Origin of the sequence: Pseudomonas sp. YuFO20 (genome assembly GCF_035064975.1) — a bacterium.
Taxonomy (GTDB): domain Bacteria; phylum Pseudomonadota; class Gammaproteobacteria; order Pseudomonadales; family Pseudomonadaceae; genus Aquipseudomonas; species Aquipseudomonas putida_AE.
Map to the genome: position 1 here is coordinate 1 of NZ_JAXDEO010000002.1, position 20,934 is coordinate 20,934.

Consider the following 20,934-nt stretch of genomic DNA (forward strand, 5'->3'; position numbering starts at 1 on the left):
CCGCCCAGTGGCAACCTTCTTCGTCAGCGGCACGGCTCAGGGGTGCGATGCTTTTGCTGGTGACCTTGCCGGCTTCTTCGAGAATGGCTTCGACCGTTTGCGCATCAACGGTCTCGGCCAGCGCTGGCAGCTCGGCCCAGAGTTTGGCGACCTCGAATACTTCATTGAGGACGAAGCGCATATCGCGCAGGGGCGCTTTGTATTCAGCCATGTGTATACCTCGTAGTCATACAGGTGGCACAGCATCGGCGTTCGTCCGGTACTACCTCTCCAGGGGTAATACCTTTTGTGATTTTTTTCACAAGCAGATCATGACTGCCGACTAGCTGTGCGCCTTAGGGGGTGTTTGAGTGCTACCCCCATAGTGGACGCCCTTGCAATAAATACCCCCCTCTTGGTGAGGGGGGCGATTCCAGCCGTCACCAAATTGCATCTACCCCCTCGTCACTGGGGGTAAAACCATGGGGGCGAGCCCCTATTCTTACCCGGTCCACAAGCGATGCGGTTTTGGCGAACACGTCATGCCGTCTGGCTGCACTCAAACAACAATATGACTGGAGCACAAAGCCATGCTGGGCTTGATGCAGGATCAACCACTGCTGATTTCATCGGTTCTTGAGCATGCGCTCAGGGCTCATCCGCACAGCGAAATTGCTTCGCGCACGGTCGAAGGGCCGATGCATAACTGTTCCTACACGGATATTGGCCGGCGTGCCAAACAGCTAGCCAATGCCCTGACCACGCTTGGCCTACAGCCAGGCGAGCGGATCGGTACCCTGGCCTGGAACGGTTATCGCCATATGGAGATGTATTTCGGTGTGTCGGGCATGGGCGCCGTTCTGCATACCATCAACCCGCGTTTGTTCCCGGAACAGGTGGAATTCATCGCCAACCACGCTGAAGACCAGTATCTGTTTTTCGACCTGTCGTTCGCCTCGCTGGTCGAGCAGATTGCGCCGAAGATGAAGACCGTCAAAGCGTTCATTGCCCTGACCGATCGCAGCCGGATGCCGGCTATCGAGGTGCCCAACCTGTTGTGCTACGAGGACTTGATCCAGGGCCAGAGTAGCGAGTTCTCTTGGCCAGTGCTTGATGAAATGACGGCCTCGTCACTGTGCTACACCTCGGGCACGACGGGTAATCCAAAGGGCGTGCTGTACTCGCATCGATCCTCAATTTTGCACTCTCTGGCACTGTGTACTCAGGACGGCTTTGGTCTGTCGGTGGCGGACTCAGCCCTGTTGGTCGTGCCGATGTTCCACGTCAACGCTTGGGGCATGCCTTATGCCGGGGCTATGAGCGGTGCCAAGCTGGTTCTGCCAGGGCCGGCGCTGGATGGTGAGAGTATCTACGAACTGATGCGGACCGAGCAGGTGACCCTGGCGCTGGGCGTGCCCACGGTATGGATGATGTTACAGCAGCACGTCGAGACCCGTGGTTTGGACCCCGCGACCGACCTCTGCCTGAACCGCGTCGTGATCGGCGGATCGGCAGTACCAAGAGCTCAGATCGAGTTCTTCGAACTCCGTTTTGGTGCGCGCGTAATGCAAGCCTGGGGCATGACCGAGATGTCGCCACTCGGCACCGTCTGCAACCTGCTGCCCAGACACCGCGATGCTTCGCTGGCCGAACGGCTTGACCTGCAGGCCAAACAGGGGCGGGCGATGTTCGGTGTTTCCATGAAGATCGTCGATGAAGAAGGCGTCGAATTATCCCGTGACGGCAAGGCCTCCGGTCATCTGCTAGTCAAGGGCCCCTGGATCGCCAGCGAGTATTTCCGGGGCGAGGGCGGGCCAATCCTCGATGACGCCGGTTGGCTCGATACCGGTGATATCGCCACTATCGATCCAGATGGCTACATGCAGATCACCGATCGGGCCAAGGATGTCATCAAGTCCGGTGGCGAGTGGATTTCCTCGATCGACCTGGAGAACGCCGCCGTCGGTCACCCAGCGGTGGCCGAGGCGGCCGTTATCGGTATTCCCCATGCTAAATGGCAGGAGCGGCCACTACTGATAGTGGTGCTAAAACCCGGCAAGGTAGCCTGCAAGGAAGAGCTGCTGAACTTCCTTGAAACCCGGGTGGCAAAGTGGTGGTTGCCTTCGGATGTCGCCTACGTTAGCGAATTGCCGCACACGGCAACCGGAAAACTGCAAAAAATGAAATTGCGCGAGCAGTTCCGGGACTATCGTTTAGCAGAGGAGAGTTAAGCGGGGAGTGAAGTAGTCGTCGCGCTTGCGACCTACTACATTGGTTAGAGCGGCAAAATGCTTATGCCTCTTTCATGACCTATGCAAGAGCACTCTGAGAAGGCATTGATGCCAGTAGCCATCGCTTCCCCGTCTCTGTCTCGCAGTGGGCTGGGCTGCAGAGAGGAATTGCCAATATGGATCGCATAGAGCCCGAGCTAGTCCTCAAGACCACCCCACCTCGAAGCCCGAAAACTGCACAGGTGCGTGAGCGACTCAGCATTGGCGGCCCAGAGCTTTCGGACAAGGTGGCGATTGCGGTCCATGCCCCGGCCGGATTCGGCAAGACGTTTCTGCTGACCCAGTGGCGCAGGGAGTTCCTTTCGCGGGGGGCGGTGGTCGCCTGGTTGACGCTGGACAGTCATGACGATGGTCCCCGCTTTGTCCAGGGGCTGATGGCAGCCATGGCCATCGGCAGTGGCCGCCAGTCTTTCGCCGGTTCTTTCGAACGCATGCCGGGCCGGGATGAGCTGGAAGGATTGACGGGCTGGCTGGCGGAAGTCGCCGACCTTGGCAGTGAAACCATATTGATGCTCGACGAGGCGGATGCACTCCCCGAGGTAACCGTTCGTCAATCACTGGCCTACCTGCTGCACAACGCCCCGGCTAATTTGCGCATTATCATGGCCTCGCGCAGTCGCTTGAGCCTGCAGGTGGCAGACCTGCTTGCACGGGGTTTGTACGTCGCGATAGCGGCCGATTTGCTGCGTTTTCGTACCGAGGAAACCGTGACTATTCTCAGCAACCGTTTCGGTGCGCGCATCGACCCGGACCTCTGTGTACGCTTGCAGGAAATCACCGAAGGCTGGCCACTGGGGCTGCAGCTGGCGATTGCTGCGATCGAGAAAAGCCCAAACCTGGGCGCGGCCGTCGAACAATTGTCGGCCTGCTCGGGCGATATCCAGCGTTATTTCGTTGATAGCCTGGTCGTCCGTCTGCCTGTCGAACAGGTTGACTTCCTCACATGCATCGCCCTGTTGGAGATGGTTAATCCTTCTCTCTGCATTGCGCTCACACACAATGAGCGGGCAGGCGAAACGCTGCTCGAGCTTTGCGGTTCGACGCCAATTTTCGTTGAAAGCGTCAACAGCGAATGGGTGCGTATTCATCCTTTGGCCAGAGAGTTCCTCCTCGGGCGGTTTTCCGATTTGTCCCTGATGCAGCGCCAGACTTTCCATGAGCGAGCTGCAATCTGGCTGGAGGAACATGCGTTGTTCGAAGAAGCGGCGCGACAATACCTGTTGGCCGGGCATACCACTCAGACCTACGAGATGGTCGAACAATGCCTGTACGAGATCATGTTGCGTGGCCAATTCAGCCGGGTGTTGGAGTGGGTCGAGAAGCTCCCGGCGCAAGAAGTGGAATCCCGCCCGCGCATGTGTCTGGCTGCGGCCTGGTCTCTGGCTATGAGCGACCGACATGTCGAGGCGGCGAAGCTGATCGCACATCTCCAGCAGGATCCGACCGCCGATGCGGAAACGCATTGCGAAGCTGCAGCGATAGCGGGCGCTGCGGCGTACTTTGCCGACCGCCCCGATGAGATATTGGCCATCATAGGGCCTTGGGTTGAGGCACCGCGGTCCGTGTCGATCAAACTGCAAGCCATCATCGCCAATCAAATCGCCCGGCTGATGCTGTTCCAAGGGCATCCGGAGAAAGCCCGGCGCATCGTCCAGCGGGCGCCACACTACGATTGGACCCCAGGGCTCGATGCCATTCGCGGGTTCGGTGAATGGGTGGTGGGCATGAGCTACCTGAGCGAAGGGCGCATCTTGCGAGCCATAAGCGCGCTGCGAAATAGCTTGTTGTGTGCCGAGCAGGACATCGGTCGACGTAGCCCTGTGGCGGTTGCGCTGGCCACCAGTCTGGCCACTGCGCTGCTCGAACACGACGAAATTCAGGAGGCCGCGACCGTGCTGGCCAACCGGCTGGATATCGTCGAGCGGCTGGCTTCGCCGGATGCGATCGAGATGGGCTTTCTCACTGCCGCGCGCCTGGCTGTGCTGCAAAGCCAGCCTCATCGTGGCGAAGACTTGCTGGACGCTCTGTTCGCGCTCGGCGAGGACCGTGGCATTGTCCGCTTCTGCCTGGTGGCGCTGGGTGAGCAGATTCGAATGCACGCTCTGCAAGGCCGGGTCGATACCTGTCAGGCTCTGTGGCGACGTTTGGACGAGTCAGTCCCGGACGTTGCCCGTGAACAACGCGGTTTGCTTGGGCCGGAGCTTGGTTTGGTGGTCGGACTGGCCGGTGCCTATGTCGCTCTTGTGCAGCGCGACTGGCAGACCTTACTCGATGCACTGTCCAATGTTAACAAGACTGCCGAGAGCCTGCGGCGTGGTCGTGAGATCGTTCAGATCAAACTGCTCAAGGCACTGGCACTCAGAGAATCAGGAGGGGACGGACTTTCCTGCTTGTTGGAAGCCATCAGTCTGGCCGAGGAATATGGCCTGCAGCGCATTGTTCAGGATACCCATCCCGAACTGGTCAAGTGGTCGAAAATGGTCACAAGCGAAACGACCAGACCGGCAATGCAGGCCTCGCTTCACGCAGGTCCGGTAGTGCGCCCAGAGCCCCCACCAAGCTCTGTTTCACCCAGCCGCCTGCTTACACCCAAGGAGCGAGAAGTCTTGCAGCTGCTCGCACGCAACCTGTCGAACAAGCAGATTGCCCAGGCGTTGCATGTTGGTGAAGAAACCGTGAAGTGGCACTTGAAAAACCTCTTTGGAAAATTCCAGGCAGGCACTCGCAAGCATGTCGTGGACCGCGCTTACATGTTGGGTATCCTCGAGTCGGCTGGATAACACCCAGCCATCACCCTTTCTACAACTCCTCCTCTCAAAAACCCCCCCACCTGAATCCATGCCCCCCTCTTCGATGGGGGCGGCTGGCTGTCAGTGACGCAATAGTCTGAGTTCCAGGTTGTGAGGTTCTGCTCCCGATGGGGTTATCCCGTCTGGTGTAGCGATGCGTCACAACATCTATCGACAAAAGACTTGCCGGCGCGTTCCGGCTATCGAGGAGCAGGCTATGAGTCAAAGAGTGCTGATTGCGGGGGTGGGCATGGCCCCGTTCGTCCCGTTGAGCGCTCGCGATAGCGCCGCTTCGCTCGCAGGCCGGGCGATTCGCTCGGTGCTCGAAGACGCGCGCATCGACTTCGATCTGGTCGACCAGGTGTTCTGTTCTTGTGTGCACAACGAGGCCGGCAGCGCAGAGCAAGTGCTGGCGCAAATCGGCCTCACCGGCATTCCGATTTTCTTTATCAGCGATGGCTGCGTATCCGCCAGCAGCGCATTCCAACTGGCCCGTAACAGCGTGCTGTCCGGTGAGGTCGAATGCGCACTGGCCTTGGGTTTCGAACGCATGCCAGTGGGAATCTCCAATCGGGCCTTCTTCGGCCTGGACGAAATGTCAGTGCAGGACTGGGGCAGCGCCGACTACGCAAGCCTTCCAACGGCATTTCTCGAGCGCCGCCAGCATCCGGCCGCGTTATTCGCCGCCCAGACAAGCTGGCTGTTGACCCGAATGGCGATAGCCGAAAGTAGCTTCGAGCGGGTGATCAGTCATGCCAGGGCTCAGGCACGGTGCAATCCCTTTGCTGTAACAAATCGCTCTTCGGATCGCGATGACTGGCTGGCGCCCTATCTCTGCCCACCGGCTTGCGGGGCGGCGGCGGTCTTGCTCTGTACTCCGGCATTCATTGCGCGTTATGGCGCCCGTGGCGGAATTGCGGTTCTGGCCAGTGTGCGTGGCAGTGATACCGCTTGCGAACAGGAGTCCGCAAATGTGCTTGATGTGCTGGGCCGTGCCGCAACCCGTCGCGTCGCCCAACAAGCCTACGAGCGCGCCGGGCTAGGCGCCGACGAAATCGAAGTGGTCGAGTTGCACGATCAGAGTGTCGGCGACTTCATGGTGTGCAGCGCCGCTCTGGGTTTGTGCGAGGAAGACCAGATCGACACATTCGTGCACGAACGCCGCAACGCCCGCGGCGCACAGATTGCTGTCTGCCCCTCGGGGGGGCTGCTCGGTCGCGGTCATGCACCCGGTGCAACGGGGCTGGCACAGATTGCCGAGTTGGTCTGGCAACTGCGTGGTACGGCCCCGGCCGGGCAATTGAACGGTGCCCGCACGGCACTGCAACACAGCGCGGCGCTTGGCCGCTCTGTATCGGTAACCATTCTGCAGCGCACCTGAGGACAGAGCCCTGTCGATGCAATGCATGACTTTTTCGTGAACCATAGAGAAGGTGAGCCAGTTAGATGAACAACAATAAGATCTGCCACGCAAACCTGCGTAAAGGGCTATTGGCGTCCGCGATCCTTGCCGGGCTGGGAATCGCTCCGGTGCATGCCGTGGAAATCGATACGGGTAATGAAGACCTGTCGGTGCGTTTCGACAATACCTTCAAGTTCAACTATGCCCAGCGGGTCGAAAGCCCCAACGGCAAACTGGCCAATTCATGGAACAACAACGACGGGGACCGCAACTTCTCTTCGGGCAGTGCAGTGTCCCAGCGCCTGGATGTGCTGTCCGAACTGGACGTGGTTTACAAGGAAAAGGCCGGTTTTCGCGTCAGTGCCAACAGCTGGTACGACCACGCCTATGACAATGTCGGTAGCGACAACGCGGCGACCAACCAGCTCAACAACGGGGTTCCAGACTCACGCCATGTGAGTGGTTACGTCGATCGCTACTACAACGGTCCATCAGCCGAGATTCTCGATGCCTTTGTGTTTGGCAGCACTGAAGTCGGCGAAGAGTCGATGCTCAGCGCCAAGCTCGGCAAGCACACCCAGTACTGGGGTGAAAGCATCCTGTCCTTTGCCCATGGCAACAGCTACGGCCAGTCCGGTCTGGACATTACTAAAGCGCTGACGGTGCCAGGCACCGAGGCCAAGGAGTTGTTCATTCCGCGTAACCAATTGTCCACCAGCTTCACGGTCAACCCTGAACTGACTCTCGCGGCGCAGTACTTCCTCGACTGGGATGCCGCACGCCTGCCGGAGTCCGGCACGTACCTTGGCTTCAACGATGGCATTCAGAATGGTGGGCACAACCTGTCGTTGATTGGTGCACAAAATCCCCGCTTTGGTACGCCCGGTCCATTGGGCGCCAATCAGTTTCTGCGCCTGAACAATGGCCATACCTTCACTCCGGACAAGCATGGCGACTTCGGTTTGATGGCCAAGTGGAGCCCGGAATGGCTGGACGGCACCCTCGGCTTCTACTACCGCAACACCTCCGACATCTTGCCGAACCTGGCCCTGCAGCCGACCGCTGTCGGCCCGGCGCAATTGATCTCGGGCAACATCGGCAGCTACAACCAGTTCTACGTCGATGACATCGATATCTATGGCATCAGCCTGTCGAAAAGCATCGCCGGGGTCAGCGTCGGGTTCGACCTCAACTACCGCGAAAACATGCCCTTGGCCAGCGTGCCGGGCAGTGTCAGCCCGGCGGCGGCCGCCGCGGGATTGCCAGGATTCATCGGCAGTTTCAACGGCGAAAACGGTGTGGCCCGCGGCAACACCGTGCATGCGGTGCTCAACGGCTTGACCACCTTTGGCGACACGCCACTGTGGGACAGTTCATCGTTGCTGGTCGAGCTCGGCTATAGCCGCTGGCTGGACGTGACCGAGAACAAGCAACTGTTCAAGGGCGAGGACTGGTACCACGGCACCGACAAGGTCACCAAGGACAACTACATCCTCGGCGTCAACTTCAACCCGACCTGGTACCAGGTGTTCCCTGGCATCGATATGTACATGCCGATGACCTACAACGTCGGCCTCAATGGCAACTCCGCCGTGCAGTTGGGCGGTAATGAGGACGCTGGCAGCTATTCGGTCGGCGTCGGCATGGATGTGCGCAGCCAGTATCGCTTCGACCTGAAGTACGTGGACAACTTCGGTCCTTTCGATACCTGCAGTTCGCCAGGCAACGCTGGCAGTCAGGGAGACGGCGCCGCACCGGGCGCCAACGGGCAATACAACTGCGTGCCCGGTCAAACCACCGCCTTCGGCGGCACTCCATCGCAGCTCAAGGATCGCGGCATGGTCACTTTCACATTCAAAACGACTATCTGATCGAACCGTTGCTCAGCAACAGGAGAGACCCTATGAAATTCGCTCAAACTTTACTGGCCACCACTTTGACGCTGGCCGTCGCCGGCGGCGCGCACGCGGCCGTATCCCCTGACCAGGCGGCGAAGCTCGGTACCACCCTGACCGGCGTTGGCGCCGAGAAGGCAGGCAACGCCGACGGCAGCATCCCGGCCTACACCGGCGGCCTGACCACGCCGCCGGCCTCGTTTCAGAAGGGCAGTTCCATGCGTCCCGACCCGTTCGAGGCGGAAAAGCCGAAGGTGGTGATCACCGGGAAAAATGCTGGTGAGTTTTCCAGCAAGTTGACGGCTTCAACCCAGGAACTGCTTAAGCGTTATCCGACGTTCCGCGTCGATGTCTACCCGACCCATCGCACCGTGGCCTTGCCGCAAAGACTGCTCGATAACACTGCGAAGAATGCCGTAGGAACCAAGTCCCTCGAGGGCGGTGTGGCCCTGGAAAATTCCTTGCCGGGCGTGCCGTTTCCGATCCCCAACGATGGCTATGAAGCCATGTGGAATCACTTGTTGCGCTACCAGGGGCACGCCACGAACTTGAAGTACGATTCCTGGAACGTCGACTCTTCCGGTCACGCGAGCCTGGCCACCACCGGCAATGCGTATCTCGAGTACCCGCTGTACGACCCGGCCCGTACCACGCCGGCCAAAGAGAGCGACATCTACTTCAAGACCAAACTCTATTACCAGGGACCGGCCCGTCGCGCCGGTGAAGCGATCCTGGTGCAGGACGCGGTCAACCCGTTGAAGCAGGAGCGTCGCGGCTGGCAATACCTGCCGGGTCAACGGCGGGTGAAACTGGCGCCGGACATTGCCTATGACACCCCGAACCCGGGCTCGGCCGGCAGCTCGACCTATGACGACGCCTGGGTGTTCAACGGGGCGCTGGATCGCTACGACTTCAAGCTGGTGGGCAAGAAGGAGATGATCGTTCCGTACAACACCTACAAGCTCAACTATCACGAGAAGGCGGCCGACATCACCACGCCGAACCACGTCAACCCCGACCTGGTACGTTGGGAGTTGCACCGTGTCTGGGTGGTCGAGGCGACGCTGAAGCCGGGCAAGCGCCACATCTACAACAAGCGCACCTTCTACCTCGACGAAGACAGCTGGATCGCCCTGGCCTCTGACGAATACGACGCCAATGGCAAGCTCTACCGCGGTGCTTTCGCGCACATGGCCTACAGCTATGACGTGCAGGCGCCTAACTCGGACAACCACATGTTCTACGACTTCGTCTCCGGGAATTACAACATCCTCGGCATCTATGGCCCCTATGGCGGCGTCAAGTACATCGAGCCGCTTTCCAAAGCCCAGTGGGCACCGGAGTCGCTGGCCGGCGCGGGTATCCGTTAACCGACCGCCATAGAGGTATTTCCATCGGGAGGCAGTACGCCTTCCGGTGGCTTTTTTATCCTGGAACCCCCTATGAAATTCTCGAATTGGATAAAGCTCATTGCACTGGGTTCGGCGCTGACACTGCCTTTTGGCAAAGCTGTCGTCGCGGCGGACTTTATCGATACGCTCGACAAACCGGCGATCCAGACGGAAAAGGCCGTGCACGATATTTTCACGGGGCTGGCGGCTGCCGGAGAGCGTTTGATTGCCGTCGGTCAACGCGGCCATATTTTTTACTCTGACGATGCCGGTGTGCACTGGCAGCAGGCTAACGTACCGGTCAGCTCTGATCTGGTTGCCGTGCATTTTCCAACGCCACTCCAAGGTTGGGCCGTTGGGCATGACGGGGTAGTGCTGCATAGCAGTGACGCGGGCCAAACCTGGATCCGCCAGTTTGATGGGCGTCAGGTCGGCCCGGTTATGCTCGCGTACTACCAGCGAATGGCCGCCGCACAGCCTGAGAACAGCGACTTGCAAACACGGGTCGCCGAGGCCCAGCGCATGAGCGACGAGGGCGCGGATAAACCGTTCCTCGATGTCTGGTTCGAAAGCGATCGCGTCGGCTACATCGTCGGGGCCTTCAACCTGATTTTTCGCACCGACGACGGTGGTCAACACTGGAGCCCCTGGCTTGATCGCACAGAAAATCCTGCTGCGCTGAACCTGTATGCGTTGCGTCCCGTCGGCAATGAGCTGTTCATCGTCGGCGAACAAGGCCTGGTGCTCAAGCTCGACCCGGTAGCCGAGCGTTTCAACGCCATCCCTACACCGTACAACGGCACCTTTTTCGGCGTCACCGGCAAACCCGGTGCAGTGCTGGTCTTCGGCCTGCGCGGAAATGCGTACCGCAGTGTCGATGGCGGCGTCAGCTGGAGCAAGGTCGAGCTCGGCCTGCCTTTGAGCATCACCGCCAGTACCGTTACAACCGATGGGCGAATCGTCCTGCTCAGCCAGGCCGGTCACGTGCTGGTCAGCGTTGACGACGGCGTCAGTTTCAAATTGCAGCCACAAAATGGCCTGGCACCGGTGGCCGCGGCCCAGGTATCGGCTTCGGGAGCACTGGTGCTCGCCGGTGCACGTGGCCTGCGTCAACTGCCTCTCGAATAAGCCCACTTGCGTATAACAAAAGAGACAAGAACCGATATGGGTACCTACGAACTCGATACGATGCCGGTGGTCAAGGAGCTCAAGGGCTTCGATGCACGCTCCGGTAACCTGCTCGAACGCCTGATCTTCAACAATCGCTTGCTGGTAGTGCTGACCTGCCTGGTGGTAACCCTCCTGCTCGGTTACTTCGCGGCCACCCGGCTGACGCTTACGGCCAGCTTCGAAAAGATGCTGCCGCAGAGCCAGCCATTTATCCAGAACTACCTGGACAACCGTCAGTCCCTGCGCGGGCTGGGTAATGCGGTGCGGGTGGTGGTAGAGAACAGCGAAGGCGACATCTACGATCCGAAATACCTTGAGGTACTCAAGCAAGTCAACGACACCTTGTTCATAACCCCAGGCGTTGACCGGGCCTGGATGAAGTCGTTGTGGACCCCCTCTGTACGCTGGACTGAAGTGACCGAGGAGGGTTTCCAGGGCGGGCCGGTGATGCCGGACGCCTATGACGGCTCGGCCAAGGGCGTCGAGCAACTGCGGCAAAACATTACCCGCTCGGGCATCATCGGCAGCCTGGTCGGCAACAACTTCAAGTCGAGCATGATCTTTGTACCGTTGCTGGAGAAGGACCCGGTCACGGGCGAAGCCATCGACTACCATGCTTTTTCGCGCGTGCTCGAAGAGCAGCTGCGCACTAGGTTTGAGTTTGCTGGCAACAGCGCGGTACACGTTGCCGCTGAAGAGGGCAAAGGCCCGATCAAGATCCGTGTGATCGGTTTCGCCAAGCTGGTCGGTGACCTGATCGACGGTCTGGTGCAGGTGATGATGTTCTTCGCCGCCGCCGCGTTGATCGCGACCGCTATCATTTTCTTCTTTACCCGCTGCGTGCGCAGCACCACGCTGGTGATCCTCTGTTCGGTCATCGCGGTGGCCTGGCAGCTCGGCCTGGTCACGCTATTGGGCTATGCCCTTGATCCTTTTTCGATCCTGGTGCCGTTCCTGGTCTTCGCCATCGGTGTGTCCCACGGCGCGCAGAAGATGAACGGCATCATGCAGGACGTCGGACGCGGCACCCATCAGTTGGTAGCTGCACGCTATACCTTCCGCCGCCTGTTCCTCGCCGGCCTGACCGCACTGCTTGCTGACGCCGTCGGCTTCGCCGTGCTGATGCTGATCGACATTCCGGTGATCCAGGACCTGGCCGTTACCGCCAGCATTGGCGTGGCGGTGCTGATCTTCACCAACCTGGTGTTGTTGCCGGTGCTGTTGTCTTATTGCGGGGTGAGCCGTAAGGCGGCAGCCCGTACCCTGCGCCAGGAAGGCAAGGAGTTACAGGGCAAGGGCCTGGGCAATCTCTGGAGTTTCCTCGACCGCTTCACCGAGCGTCGCTGGGCAACCGGTGCAGTCGTTGTGGCGGGCCTGCTGGCAGTCGGCGGATTTATGGTCAGCACTCATCTGAAGATCGGTGACCTCGACCCCGGCGCACCCGAGCTGCGTTCGGACTCGCGCTATAATCGCGACAACGCTTACATTACCGCCAATTACTCGCTCTCCAGCGACCAGTTCGCCGTGATGATCAAAACCGCCAGCGAAGGCTGCCTGAAGTACGAAACCCTGGTCGAGGCCGACCGCCTCGGCTGGTTGCTGCAGCAACAGCCGGGCGTGCAAACCACGGTGTCGCTGGTCAATGCCGTGCGGCAGATTACGGCGGGCTCTTACGAGGGCAACCCGAAGATGCTGACCATCGCGCGCAATCAGGACGTACTTAATTACGGCGCGCAACAAGCCTCGGTCAACAACCCTGAGCTGTTCAATAACGAATGCTCGATGATGCCAGTGGTGGCTTACCTTGCCGATCACAAGGCCGAAACCCTCGATCATGTGGTGAAGATTGCTGATCAGTTCGCCCGGGAACACAGCAATGGCGATCGCCAGTTCATGCTCGCCGCTGGCAGTGCGGGGATCGAAGCGGCGACCAATATCGTCGTGCGCGAAGCCAACCGCACCATGCTGTTCTACGTGTACGGCGCGGTCATCGTGTTGTGCTTCATCACCTTCCGCAGCTGGCGTGCCGTGGTCGTGGCGGTGGTGCCGTTGATGCTGACCTCGATTCTCTGCGAGGCTCTCATGGTCTGGCTGGGCATGGGGGTGAAGGTGGCCACGTTGCCGGTGATTGCCCTGGGTGTGGGCATCGGCGTGGACTACGCGTTGTACCTGTTGAGCGTGCAACTGGCGCAGCAACGTGCCGGTCTGTCCTTGACCGAGGCTTACAAGAACTCCGTCGCCTTCACCGGCAAAGTCGTGGCCCTGGTGGGTATCACGCTGGCAGCGGGCGTCATCACCTGGGCCTGGTCGCCGATCAAGTTCCAGGCCGACATGGGCATCCTGCTGACCTTCATGTTCATCTGGAACATGATCGGTGCACTGGTGCTGATCCCGGCGCTATCGCACTTCCTGCTCAGAAAAGCCAACTGATTCAACGCAAAAAGAAGCCCGGCATGCAGTGCACTGCATGCCGGGCTTTTTTTTCGACGGTTGTCGCGTCCTGAACAAGATTGAGACCTGCGGTGTTTTAGCGATCAAGCGGTACGAGGAGTGGGCCGCTGAAGGCCTGCATGATCAGCGAAGCCGGCTGGTTGTGGCTGATCAATTGGGCCATGGCATTCATGTAGGGCGTCAAATGGCGGAAGTACTTCTTGTAGCCCGGGCACAGGTAGTTCAACCCGGGTTCGCCATTGGGCGCCGTCATGAAGCGGTTCTTCGGGCACTCGCCATGGCAGGCGAAACGGTAGTCGCATTGCAGGCACATGGCCGGAAGCGTTTGCTCCTTGGCCGCGCCGAATGCTTGTTGGGCGGGGGAGGCGAGCAGGGTGGCGGGATCGTCGGTCTGGATGTTACCCAGTCTATATTCCGGGTACATGAAGTGATCGCACGAATACACGCTGCCGTCATGCTCGACAATCGCGGCCTTGCCACAACGCGGGCTGAACAGGCACACCGACGGCGCCAACTGACACCAGGAAGCCAGCGCCCACTCGAAGTTCATCACATGGATGTCGCCAACGTCCTTGCATACCCATTCGTTGAAGATCGCGATGAGGAAATCGCCATAGCTGTCGGGCTCGACACTTTGCGAGGTCACCACAGAAACTTCGGGAACGGCGTGTAATCGCAGTTCCGGTGGCGTGGCGAAGCTCATACCTTGCTTGATTTCAGGAGCGCCGGGCTGGCGCTCCACCACCGGGTTGAACTGAATGTGCCGGACCCCTTCAGCCTTGAGAAAGCGATAAATCTCTAATGGATACTTCGCAACATCACGGGCTACGGTAACCAGCACATTGAATTCCACTCCATGCTGCTTGAGCAGTCCGAGACCGCGCATCACGTCGTCGAAGCTGGAGCGGCCACGTTTGTCTGGCCGATAGAGGTCATGGACCTCGCGCGGCCCGTCGAGGCTGAGGCCGACCATGAAGTTTTCGTGGGCGAGAAAGGCGCACCACTCGTGATCGAGCAGGGTGCCATTGGTCTGCAGGGTATTGCGGATGATCTTGCCATCGGCGAACTGACGCTGATAAGCGACCGCCCGCTGAAAAAAATCCAGCCCCAACAGCGTCGGCTCACCACCTTGCCAGGTGAATTCCACTTCAGAGCTGTTCTGCGCCGCGATGTAACGCTGCACATACGCACGCAGCACTTCGTCGGGCATACGGAAGCGCTCGCGGGGCGGGAACAGCTGTTCTTTTTCCAGATAAAAGCAATAGCTGCAATCGAGGTTGCAGATCGGCCCGACCGGCTTGGCCATAAGGTGCAAGCCTTGGGAGTTGGGGTCGAAAGTCAACATACAGGAGGCCTCGTGCTGTGCCGACCGAGTTCGGTCAGGCTCACAGGCTAGAGGACTCTCGATAATGCGGCGCCCCCCATGGCCGGGGGGCAACCAAGGGTCACAGATAACCGATTTTGCGCGCGTCGTTGAGAACGATCCGGCGCATCAGCCCAAGGGAAATACGCTTGATGTTGAAAATCAGTTTGGCGAATGGCCCGACCAGCAACAGGTCCTGGCCTTTTTGCACGGCGCGCACCATGCCTTCCGCGACCAGCTCCGGGGCGCAGCCCTTGGCCTTGTAATAGGCTTGCAGCCGGTTGAGCTGGGCATCGCTGACCGAAGGCGAGATATTGCTGCGCGACTGGGTGATGGGCGTATTAATGATGCCCGGGCACACCGTGGTGACGCCTACCTGAGTTCCGGCCAGTTCCATCTTCAGCACTTCGTTGAAGCCGAACACGGCGTGTTTCGAGGCGGCATAAGCGGCCATGGTCGGCGATGGATAAATGCCGGCCGCCGAGGCGATGTTCAGTACATGGCGCGCGCCACCCGCCTGGATCATCTGCGGGATGAAGTGATAGCAACCATGCACCACCCCCATCAGGTTGATATCCATCACCCGTTGCCAGTGGGCCAGATCGCTCTTGAGAAACTGGCCGAGGTAGCCGATACCCGCGTTATTGATCAGTACATCGAGAGGGCCGAGGGTCAGATGCACCTGCTCGGCAAACGTCTTCATCGCACTTTCGCTCGAAACGTCCAGTACCTGCACCAGGCAGGATGCACCGAGGTCGGTCATCTCCAGCTCGACGGCACTCAACGCTTGCGGGTTGATGTCGGTGGCGATGATGTAGGCGCCACGCCGGGCGAACGCCAGCGCCGTCGCCCGACCAATGCCGGAGCCGGCTCCGGTGATGAGGATTTTTTTGTTTTTCAGTTCAGGGATGGCCATGCAAACACCTGTGTAATTAATTAGAGTGAGTCGGGGCGCGCGACTCAGCAACGTTCGATGTAAGGTTTCAGGCGCTTGACCAGCGTCCCTCCGAGCGCGCCCGGCGCAGGCCGACGCGCTTGCGGCAGCGGCTCGAAACCCCAGGCACGGTCAGCCTTGCCAGGCTTCAGCCAAAGGACCTCATAAGAAAATCCTTGCGGATCGTTGAGGTAAACCACGCCGACATTGAATAGCGGAAGGTGCACGGGGCGACAGTTCGGTTGTGCGCCAGCGGCGCAGGCACGACGGTAAACGGCCACCATGTCCTGTTTGTTGTGCGCACCGAAGGCCACATTGAGGATGCCCTGGTCGCTGAGGCGATAGCCTTCGGGCCAGGCCTTGCCGCGTGGTTCCAGGTATTGCACGACTTCCAGCAACACGTCACCGGCAAGAAACAGACAACTTTTCTTCGTCGCGCCGGGCAGGGCCCAAAGCGCCTCGTGTAGAGGGCTGTGCAGCGACGTCTCGGTTTCAGCCAGTCCCATGCCGTCCCGCAGGAAATCGCAGGTTGATTGCAGATCAGGGACGGACATGGTTACCGACCGGATCGCGACAGGGCTGTTATGCCCCGGCGTGACATGGCCGGCCAGTGGATCCGCTTCCATGATTTCGACATAAACCCCATCGGGGTTACGCACGCAGGCCCGGCGCTCGCCAGCCTGGCCCTGCACGGTGGACAGCGGTTGCGAGCCGAGTCGGGCGAGACGGATCAGCGTCTCATCAAAATCAGCCACCCATAAACCAATGCGCGTATAGCCGATGTCGCAGGGGCGAAAGTCAGTCGGCAACGGACGCGCCAGCGGACGCTCGAACTGAAACAGTTCCAGTTGCGCCCAAGGGTTGCTGCCCACCAGCCACCAGCAGGTCGAGGCTGCCTTGGGCAATCCTTGTACCCTTGAAGCCAGGGGGCCACGCATCATCCATCGACGACCTCCGGCGGGCAGCAGGCCAACACCTTCACGGAACCAGCGTTCGGTCAGGCGCAGATCGACTACGGACAGGGCAATCTGATTGAGTGGGGGAACGAAACGCATGTCGGTATCCGTCGTTCAGGAAACAGGGGTTGCCAAACCGTTGCAAAAGCCGTCCCAGGGAGCCCGGGACGGTCGTTACCACTTAGGGCATATAGACGACATGCACATCGTTGATCTTGCCGTTGAAGGCAAACGGTGCGCGGTCAAAGTAGTCGAGGGCCACTGGTGAGCCGAGGTCCTCGGCTACATCGAAGGTCTCGCTTGCGGTAAAGAGTATCGGTGGTGTGAAAGGCGTGACTCCCTTGGCCACTTCCTGGCCATTGAGGCGCAGGCTGAGGTTCGCCGGTGAGCCAGGTTTAGGCGCGGTCATGCTGGTGAGCACCTCGATACTGACTTTTCCGGCCGGCACTCTCTGCTCCGAGCGCAACTTGACCCGGGCGACGGCGAGCGCGTTGTACTCATAAACCAGGTAACCATCATCGAGATACAGGCTCACACCGCCGCCAATACCACCCAGGGCGTACAGTACGCCATTAGCGTTGCCTGGTACGACTGCGTCTACCACAACCTTGTTGTTCTGGTTGCGCAGGTTCGGCGCAGTCAACTCCGGCATACGCTTGGTTCGGTCGCTGAAATGCCATTCACGTTGGCTAGTGGCGATACGCGCTGTCGGATCGAGAAACGGGTAGAGGCCGGCTCCAATCGGGTAAACATGGTTGGCCTTGGCCTGAACGTCGAACTCGGCCTTCAACTCGGCGAGTTTCTCTGGGTGGCTGGCCGCCACATCAGTGGCTTGCGAGTAATCGTGGCTGAGATCGTAAAGCGCCCACTGGTCGTTCGCAGGATTCCACCCCATGAACTGTGCAAAGCCTTGAACCCAGGGTTTGCGTGGCCCGAATACCGAGGCGATCCAGCCATCCTTGTAAATGCCGCGACTGCCGAGCACTTCGAAGTATTGCGCCGGCTTTTTCGACTTCGCCTCGGCGTCGTTGAAGGTGTAGCGCATGCTGATGCCGTCCAACGGATCCTGGACGATGCCATTGACTTCTCTGGGCGCGGTGATGTTCAGGATGTCGTAGACCGTCGGAGCGATATCGTTGACATGGTGGAATTGACTGCGGACGTGGGCATCAGGCTTGATCTGCTTTGGCCAGGACACCGCCAGCGGAGTTCGGGTACCACCGAAATAACCGGCCACCAGTTTGGTCCCGGGGAACGGCCCCGAGCCAGCCCAGGCCCAGGCGGCGTTATACATGCTTTCCAGCTTGGGTCCACCGAGCGCCGGCAGGCCACCGTACATATCGTTGAGGGTTTTCAGTTGCTGCTCTTTGGGCACCGGAATGCCGTTCTGAGCCAGCAATTCGTTGATCGTGCCTTCCATGCCTTCGGCTGACGCGCCGTTGTCGCCGAACACATAGAAGATCAAAGTGTTGTCGCGCTTACCCTCGCGCTCCAGTTCATCGAGAACTTTCCCTGCCTGGGTATCGGCATGTTCCATGAAGCCTGCATAGACTTCCATCAAGCGTGCCTGGTATTGCTGTTGTTCCGGCGTCAGGCTTTCCCAGGCCGGCAGTTCCGCCGGACGAGGCGTGAGCTTGGCGTCTTGCGCAATGAAGCCCAACTCTTTCTGGCGGGCGAAGGTCTGCTCACGATAGGCATCCCAACCGCCAGCGAACTTGCCTTTGTACTTGTCTGCCCACTCGGCGTTCACCTGGTGCGGGCCATGCACGGCACCGGGGGTCCAGTAGAGGAAAAAAGGTTTGTTCGGCGCATAGGTCTGCTGATCCTGCAGCCAGTTCACCGCCTGATTCGCCAGGTCTTCGCTGAGGTGATATTTCGGATCGCGCGGTGGTTCGATTGGTGTCGTGTCGCGGTACAAGCGCGGTTCGTACTGGGAGGTTTCGCCCGCCAGAAAACCATAGAAATGTTCGAAGCCATAACTGGTCGGCCAGGTGTCGAAGGGGCCGGCAGCCGTAGTGTCAAGCGGCGGAGTGTTGTGCCATTTACCGAAGGCGGCGGTGCTGTAGCCGTACTGCTTGAGCACCTCGGCCATGGTTGCCGAACTCTTCGGGATCTCCCCTGTATAGCCATCCCAGTCAGTCGCCAGTTCTGCAATAACGCCGTTGCCAACCCGGTGGTGATTACGCCCGGTCAACAGCGCGGCGCGAGTCGCCGAGCTGATCGCCGTGGTATGAAAGGCGTTGTAACGCACACCGCTATCGGCAATCCGGCTCAGGGTCGGCGTATGGATGGCGCCGCCGACGGTGTCCGACTGCGCGAAGCCGGCATCGTCGAGCATGATCACCAGAATGTTCGGTGCGTCGGCCGGTAAATGCGATTGCTGCTGGCGCTTCTGGTGTCTGGACTCTTGCAGCGTCGGCTTGGCGTCACTGGCCGAAGGCGTAGGCGGGAAGGGCAGTGTGTCCTGTGCGGCGGCGGCGATCGAACTGGACAGCAGCATGCACAGCTTCAGCGCGAAGTGCCCGGAGCGTGGCATCTTCTGGGACATAGTGTCTCCATCAATTGTTGTTTTTCTGAAGAGGTTACGCTGTTGCCGGGTATGGAGGCTGGGCCTGTATCAATCTGATACCTGCCGCGGCAGCGTTAATCCTGCGCGGATTGCAATTCGTTGCGATCCCTTCAGGGGGAGGGGATCGCAAGGGCTGGGTCATATCGAGAAGCTGGTGATGTCCTTGGCTTCGATACCGTTGGCTTCACAGAAGGCTCGGTACCGCTCAACACCGGTTTTCCAGTTTTCGATGGCGCAGACGTTGTTGTTCTCGTCGAAATACACCAGGTCGCCCATGGTGATGTTCAGTGTAATGATTTCGTCACCGTACTCGGTGAGGGCAATCGGGGTGTGGCTGGTAGCAGCGGTTTCGAACACCACGCCACCGGGTGTGGCGATCCAGTCGTGCTCGAGGTACTTCCAGCTGCCTTTGATGGTATAGACGATTACCGTGCCAGAGTGGTGGTGCTTGAGCAGCCTGGTGCCGGCCGGGGCCTTGAGCAGGGTGATGGTTTCACCGCGAACCGGGTCGCACTTGAAGTATTTGATGAAGACATTATCGTCATAAGGCGTGAAGGGGACCCACGGCAGGTCGTTATCGTTTATGACGGCAGTATCGATGTTCTCGTACAACATGGTGATGCTCCTCTGGACTGCCAATAGCGGCAAGGTGAAAACTCTGAGGGCCATCCTGAAGATGTCGAGCAACTATTACCCCCCCGGCGGCGAGGGGGGAGCGTCGGTGAAGTGAGAAACTTCGGCACTGCGCAAAAGTAGTAAGTTCGACCTCCGTCACGCCCCCCCACAGTGGGGGGCATTGACAGAGCCGCACTAGAACGGTCATGAATCGAGGATTCATGGAGCGAGGAGGGTGATGACGCGCTGGTGCCTTCAAGAAAGGATATGTAGATGCGAGAATTTAGCGATATCCAGCGATGTCTGGCAAAATTCGCTACACATTGTTAGATAGCGCTAGGCCTTCCCATATTTTGTTGGCCACTTGGTGTGCCGATCTTTGCTGGTTGGTACCTTAGGAGCAAAATAGAACTAACTCAACTAAATGGATGTTTAGTTGAGTTATAAGAATTTTTTATATAAACATGCAGGGCAAAGGGACGTTTCTAACCGAAAACAGCCAACCATATAGTATGCCCACCACAATCCGGATCTTCCGTTACTTGCTCAACGACGCTAAAACCATGGGCATTGAGCAGCGCAGTATACTCATCGTGGTCCAGGCTGGCGTGATAAAGCGTTTCACCCTCGAACCTGCCCAACGCGATGCCATGGGCCGTTCCGCTGGTAAACATCAATGCGGCACCAGGTTGGGCATGGGCCTGGAAAATCGGGAACATTCGGCGCTGATCCTCAGGCGTCAGGTGAAAGAAACTGTCCCACGCCAGGATACCCGCGTAACGCTGATCAAGCGCTAACTGGCGCATGTCGGCAACATGCCAGTCGTGCTGTGGGAAACGTTGCTGACACAAGGTGATCATCGCCATGGACGAATCAATGCCACACACGCTGTGTCCGGCGTCGATCAAGTAAGCGGCCATGGGTTCGGCACAGCCACAGCCGATGTCGAGAACATCACCAGTAGCAACAGGCATGGCCTGACGAAAACGATCCAGCCAGGATTGTTCGACCAGGCGCCGCGAGCGAACACGGTCCCATGTTTGAGCGTGACGCTCGTAGAGATCGATGATTTGATGGGCTGCTTCATGCATGAGGGACAATCCTGAGGGATGTGGTCGAGGGATGTGGC

General features: G+C 59.2%; 13 protein-coding genes and 1 pseudogene. 7 read left to right on the forward strand and 7 right to left on the reverse strand.

Translation table 11 applies throughout. From position 1 onward, the window contains the following. Positions 1 to 211: pseudogene (locus SOP85_RS01295) on the reverse strand (acyl-CoA dehydrogenase N-terminal domain-containing protein); the annotation flags it as partial. Positions 212 to 569: 358 nt separating this feature from the next. On the opposite strand from SOP85_RS01295, the gene SOP85_RS01300 reads away from it, so the two are divergent. From SOP85_RS01300 to SOP85_RS01330, 7 genes are all read left to right on the forward strand, one after another. Then, the gene (locus tag SOP85_RS01300; protein WP_323625782.1) at positions 570 to 2,210 is read left to right on the forward strand and encodes a 3-(methylthio)propionyl-CoA ligase; all 1,641 of its coding nucleotides are present in this window, start codon (positions 570 to 572) and stop codon (positions 2,208 to 2,210) included. Between the two features lie 176 nt (positions 2,211 to 2,386). Then, positions 2,387 to 5,050, forward strand: a complete 2,664-nt coding sequence (locus tag SOP85_RS01305) for a helix-turn-helix transcriptional regulator (protein ID WP_323625783.1) — start codon at positions 2,387 to 2,389, stop codon at positions 5,048 to 5,050. A gap of 226 nt (positions 5,051 to 5,276) precedes the next feature. Beyond that, the gene (locus SOP85_RS01310; protein WP_323625784.1) at positions 5,277 to 6,440 is read left to right on the forward strand and encodes a thiolase C-terminal domain-containing protein; all 1,164 of its coding nucleotides are present in this window, start codon (positions 5,277 to 5,279) and stop codon (positions 6,438 to 6,440) included. A 65-nt stretch (positions 6,441 to 6,505) separates the two neighbouring features. Then, positions 6,506 to 8,332, forward strand: coding sequence for a DUF1302 domain-containing protein (locus tag SOP85_RS01315; protein WP_323625785.1), 1,827 nt, complete (start codon positions 6,506 to 6,508; stop codon positions 8,330 to 8,332). Between the two features lie 32 nt (positions 8,333 to 8,364). Further along, entirely contained in the window at positions 8,365 to 9,726 is a 1,362-nt protein-coding gene (locus SOP85_RS01320) for a DUF1329 domain-containing protein (protein ID WP_323625786.1), read from the forward strand. 72 nt (positions 9,727 to 9,798) lie between these two features. Further along, entirely contained in the window at positions 9,799 to 10,875 is a 1,077-nt protein-coding gene (locus SOP85_RS01325; RefSeq protein ID WP_323625787.1) for a WD40/YVTN/BNR-like repeat-containing protein, read from the forward strand. A gap of 36 nt (positions 10,876 to 10,911) precedes the next feature. After that, positions 10,912 to 13,347 (forward strand): efflux RND transporter permease subunit, encoded by a 2,436-nt coding sequence (locus SOP85_RS01330; RefSeq protein WP_323625788.1) that lies wholly within the window; start codon positions 10,912 to 10,914, stop codon positions 13,345 to 13,347. Positions 13,348 to 13,444: 97 nt separating this feature from the next. Here the strand turns inward: SOP85_RS01330 and SOP85_RS01335 are convergent, their stop codons facing one another. The 6 genes from SOP85_RS01335 to SOP85_RS01360 all read right to left on the reverse strand — a co-directional run bounded on the left by SOP85_RS01335 (position 13,445) and on the right by SOP85_RS01360 (position 20,896). Continuing rightward, complete coding sequence (locus tag SOP85_RS01335; RefSeq protein ID WP_323625789.1) at positions 13,445 to 14,713, reverse strand: anaerobic sulfatase maturase; 1,269 nt, start codon at positions 14,711 to 14,713, stop codon at positions 13,445 to 13,447. Between the two features lie 100 nt (positions 14,714 to 14,813). After that, a complete protein-coding gene (locus SOP85_RS01340; protein WP_323625791.1) occupies positions 14,814 to 15,647 on the reverse strand; it encodes an SDR family NAD(P)-dependent oxidoreductase in 834 nt (277 codons plus the stop codon). Positions 15,648 to 15,691: 44 nt separating this feature from the next. Continuing rightward, a complete protein-coding gene (locus tag SOP85_RS01345) occupies positions 15,692 to 16,720 on the reverse strand; it encodes a hypothetical protein (RefSeq protein WP_323625792.1) in 1,029 nt (342 codons plus the stop codon). A gap of 82 nt (positions 16,721 to 16,802) precedes the next feature. Continuing rightward, positions 16,803 to 19,169, reverse strand: coding sequence for an arylsulfatase (locus SOP85_RS01350; RefSeq protein WP_323625793.1), 2,367 nt, complete (start codon positions 19,167 to 19,169; stop codon positions 16,803 to 16,805). Between the two features lie 159 nt (positions 19,170 to 19,328). Beyond that, positions 19,329 to 19,805 carry a 2,4'-dihydroxyacetophenone dioxygenase family protein gene (locus SOP85_RS01355; RefSeq protein WP_323625794.1) on the reverse strand — a complete coding sequence of 159 codons (477 nt, stop codon included), beginning with the start codon at positions 19,803 to 19,805 and terminating at the stop codon, positions 19,329 to 19,331. A 485-nt stretch (positions 19,806 to 20,290) separates the two neighbouring features. Beyond that, positions 20,291 to 20,896, reverse strand: a complete 606-nt coding sequence (locus SOP85_RS01360; protein ID WP_274075190.1) for a class I SAM-dependent DNA methyltransferase — start codon at positions 20,894 to 20,896, stop codon at positions 20,291 to 20,293. Positions 20,897 to 20,934 lie beyond the last annotated feature (38 nt).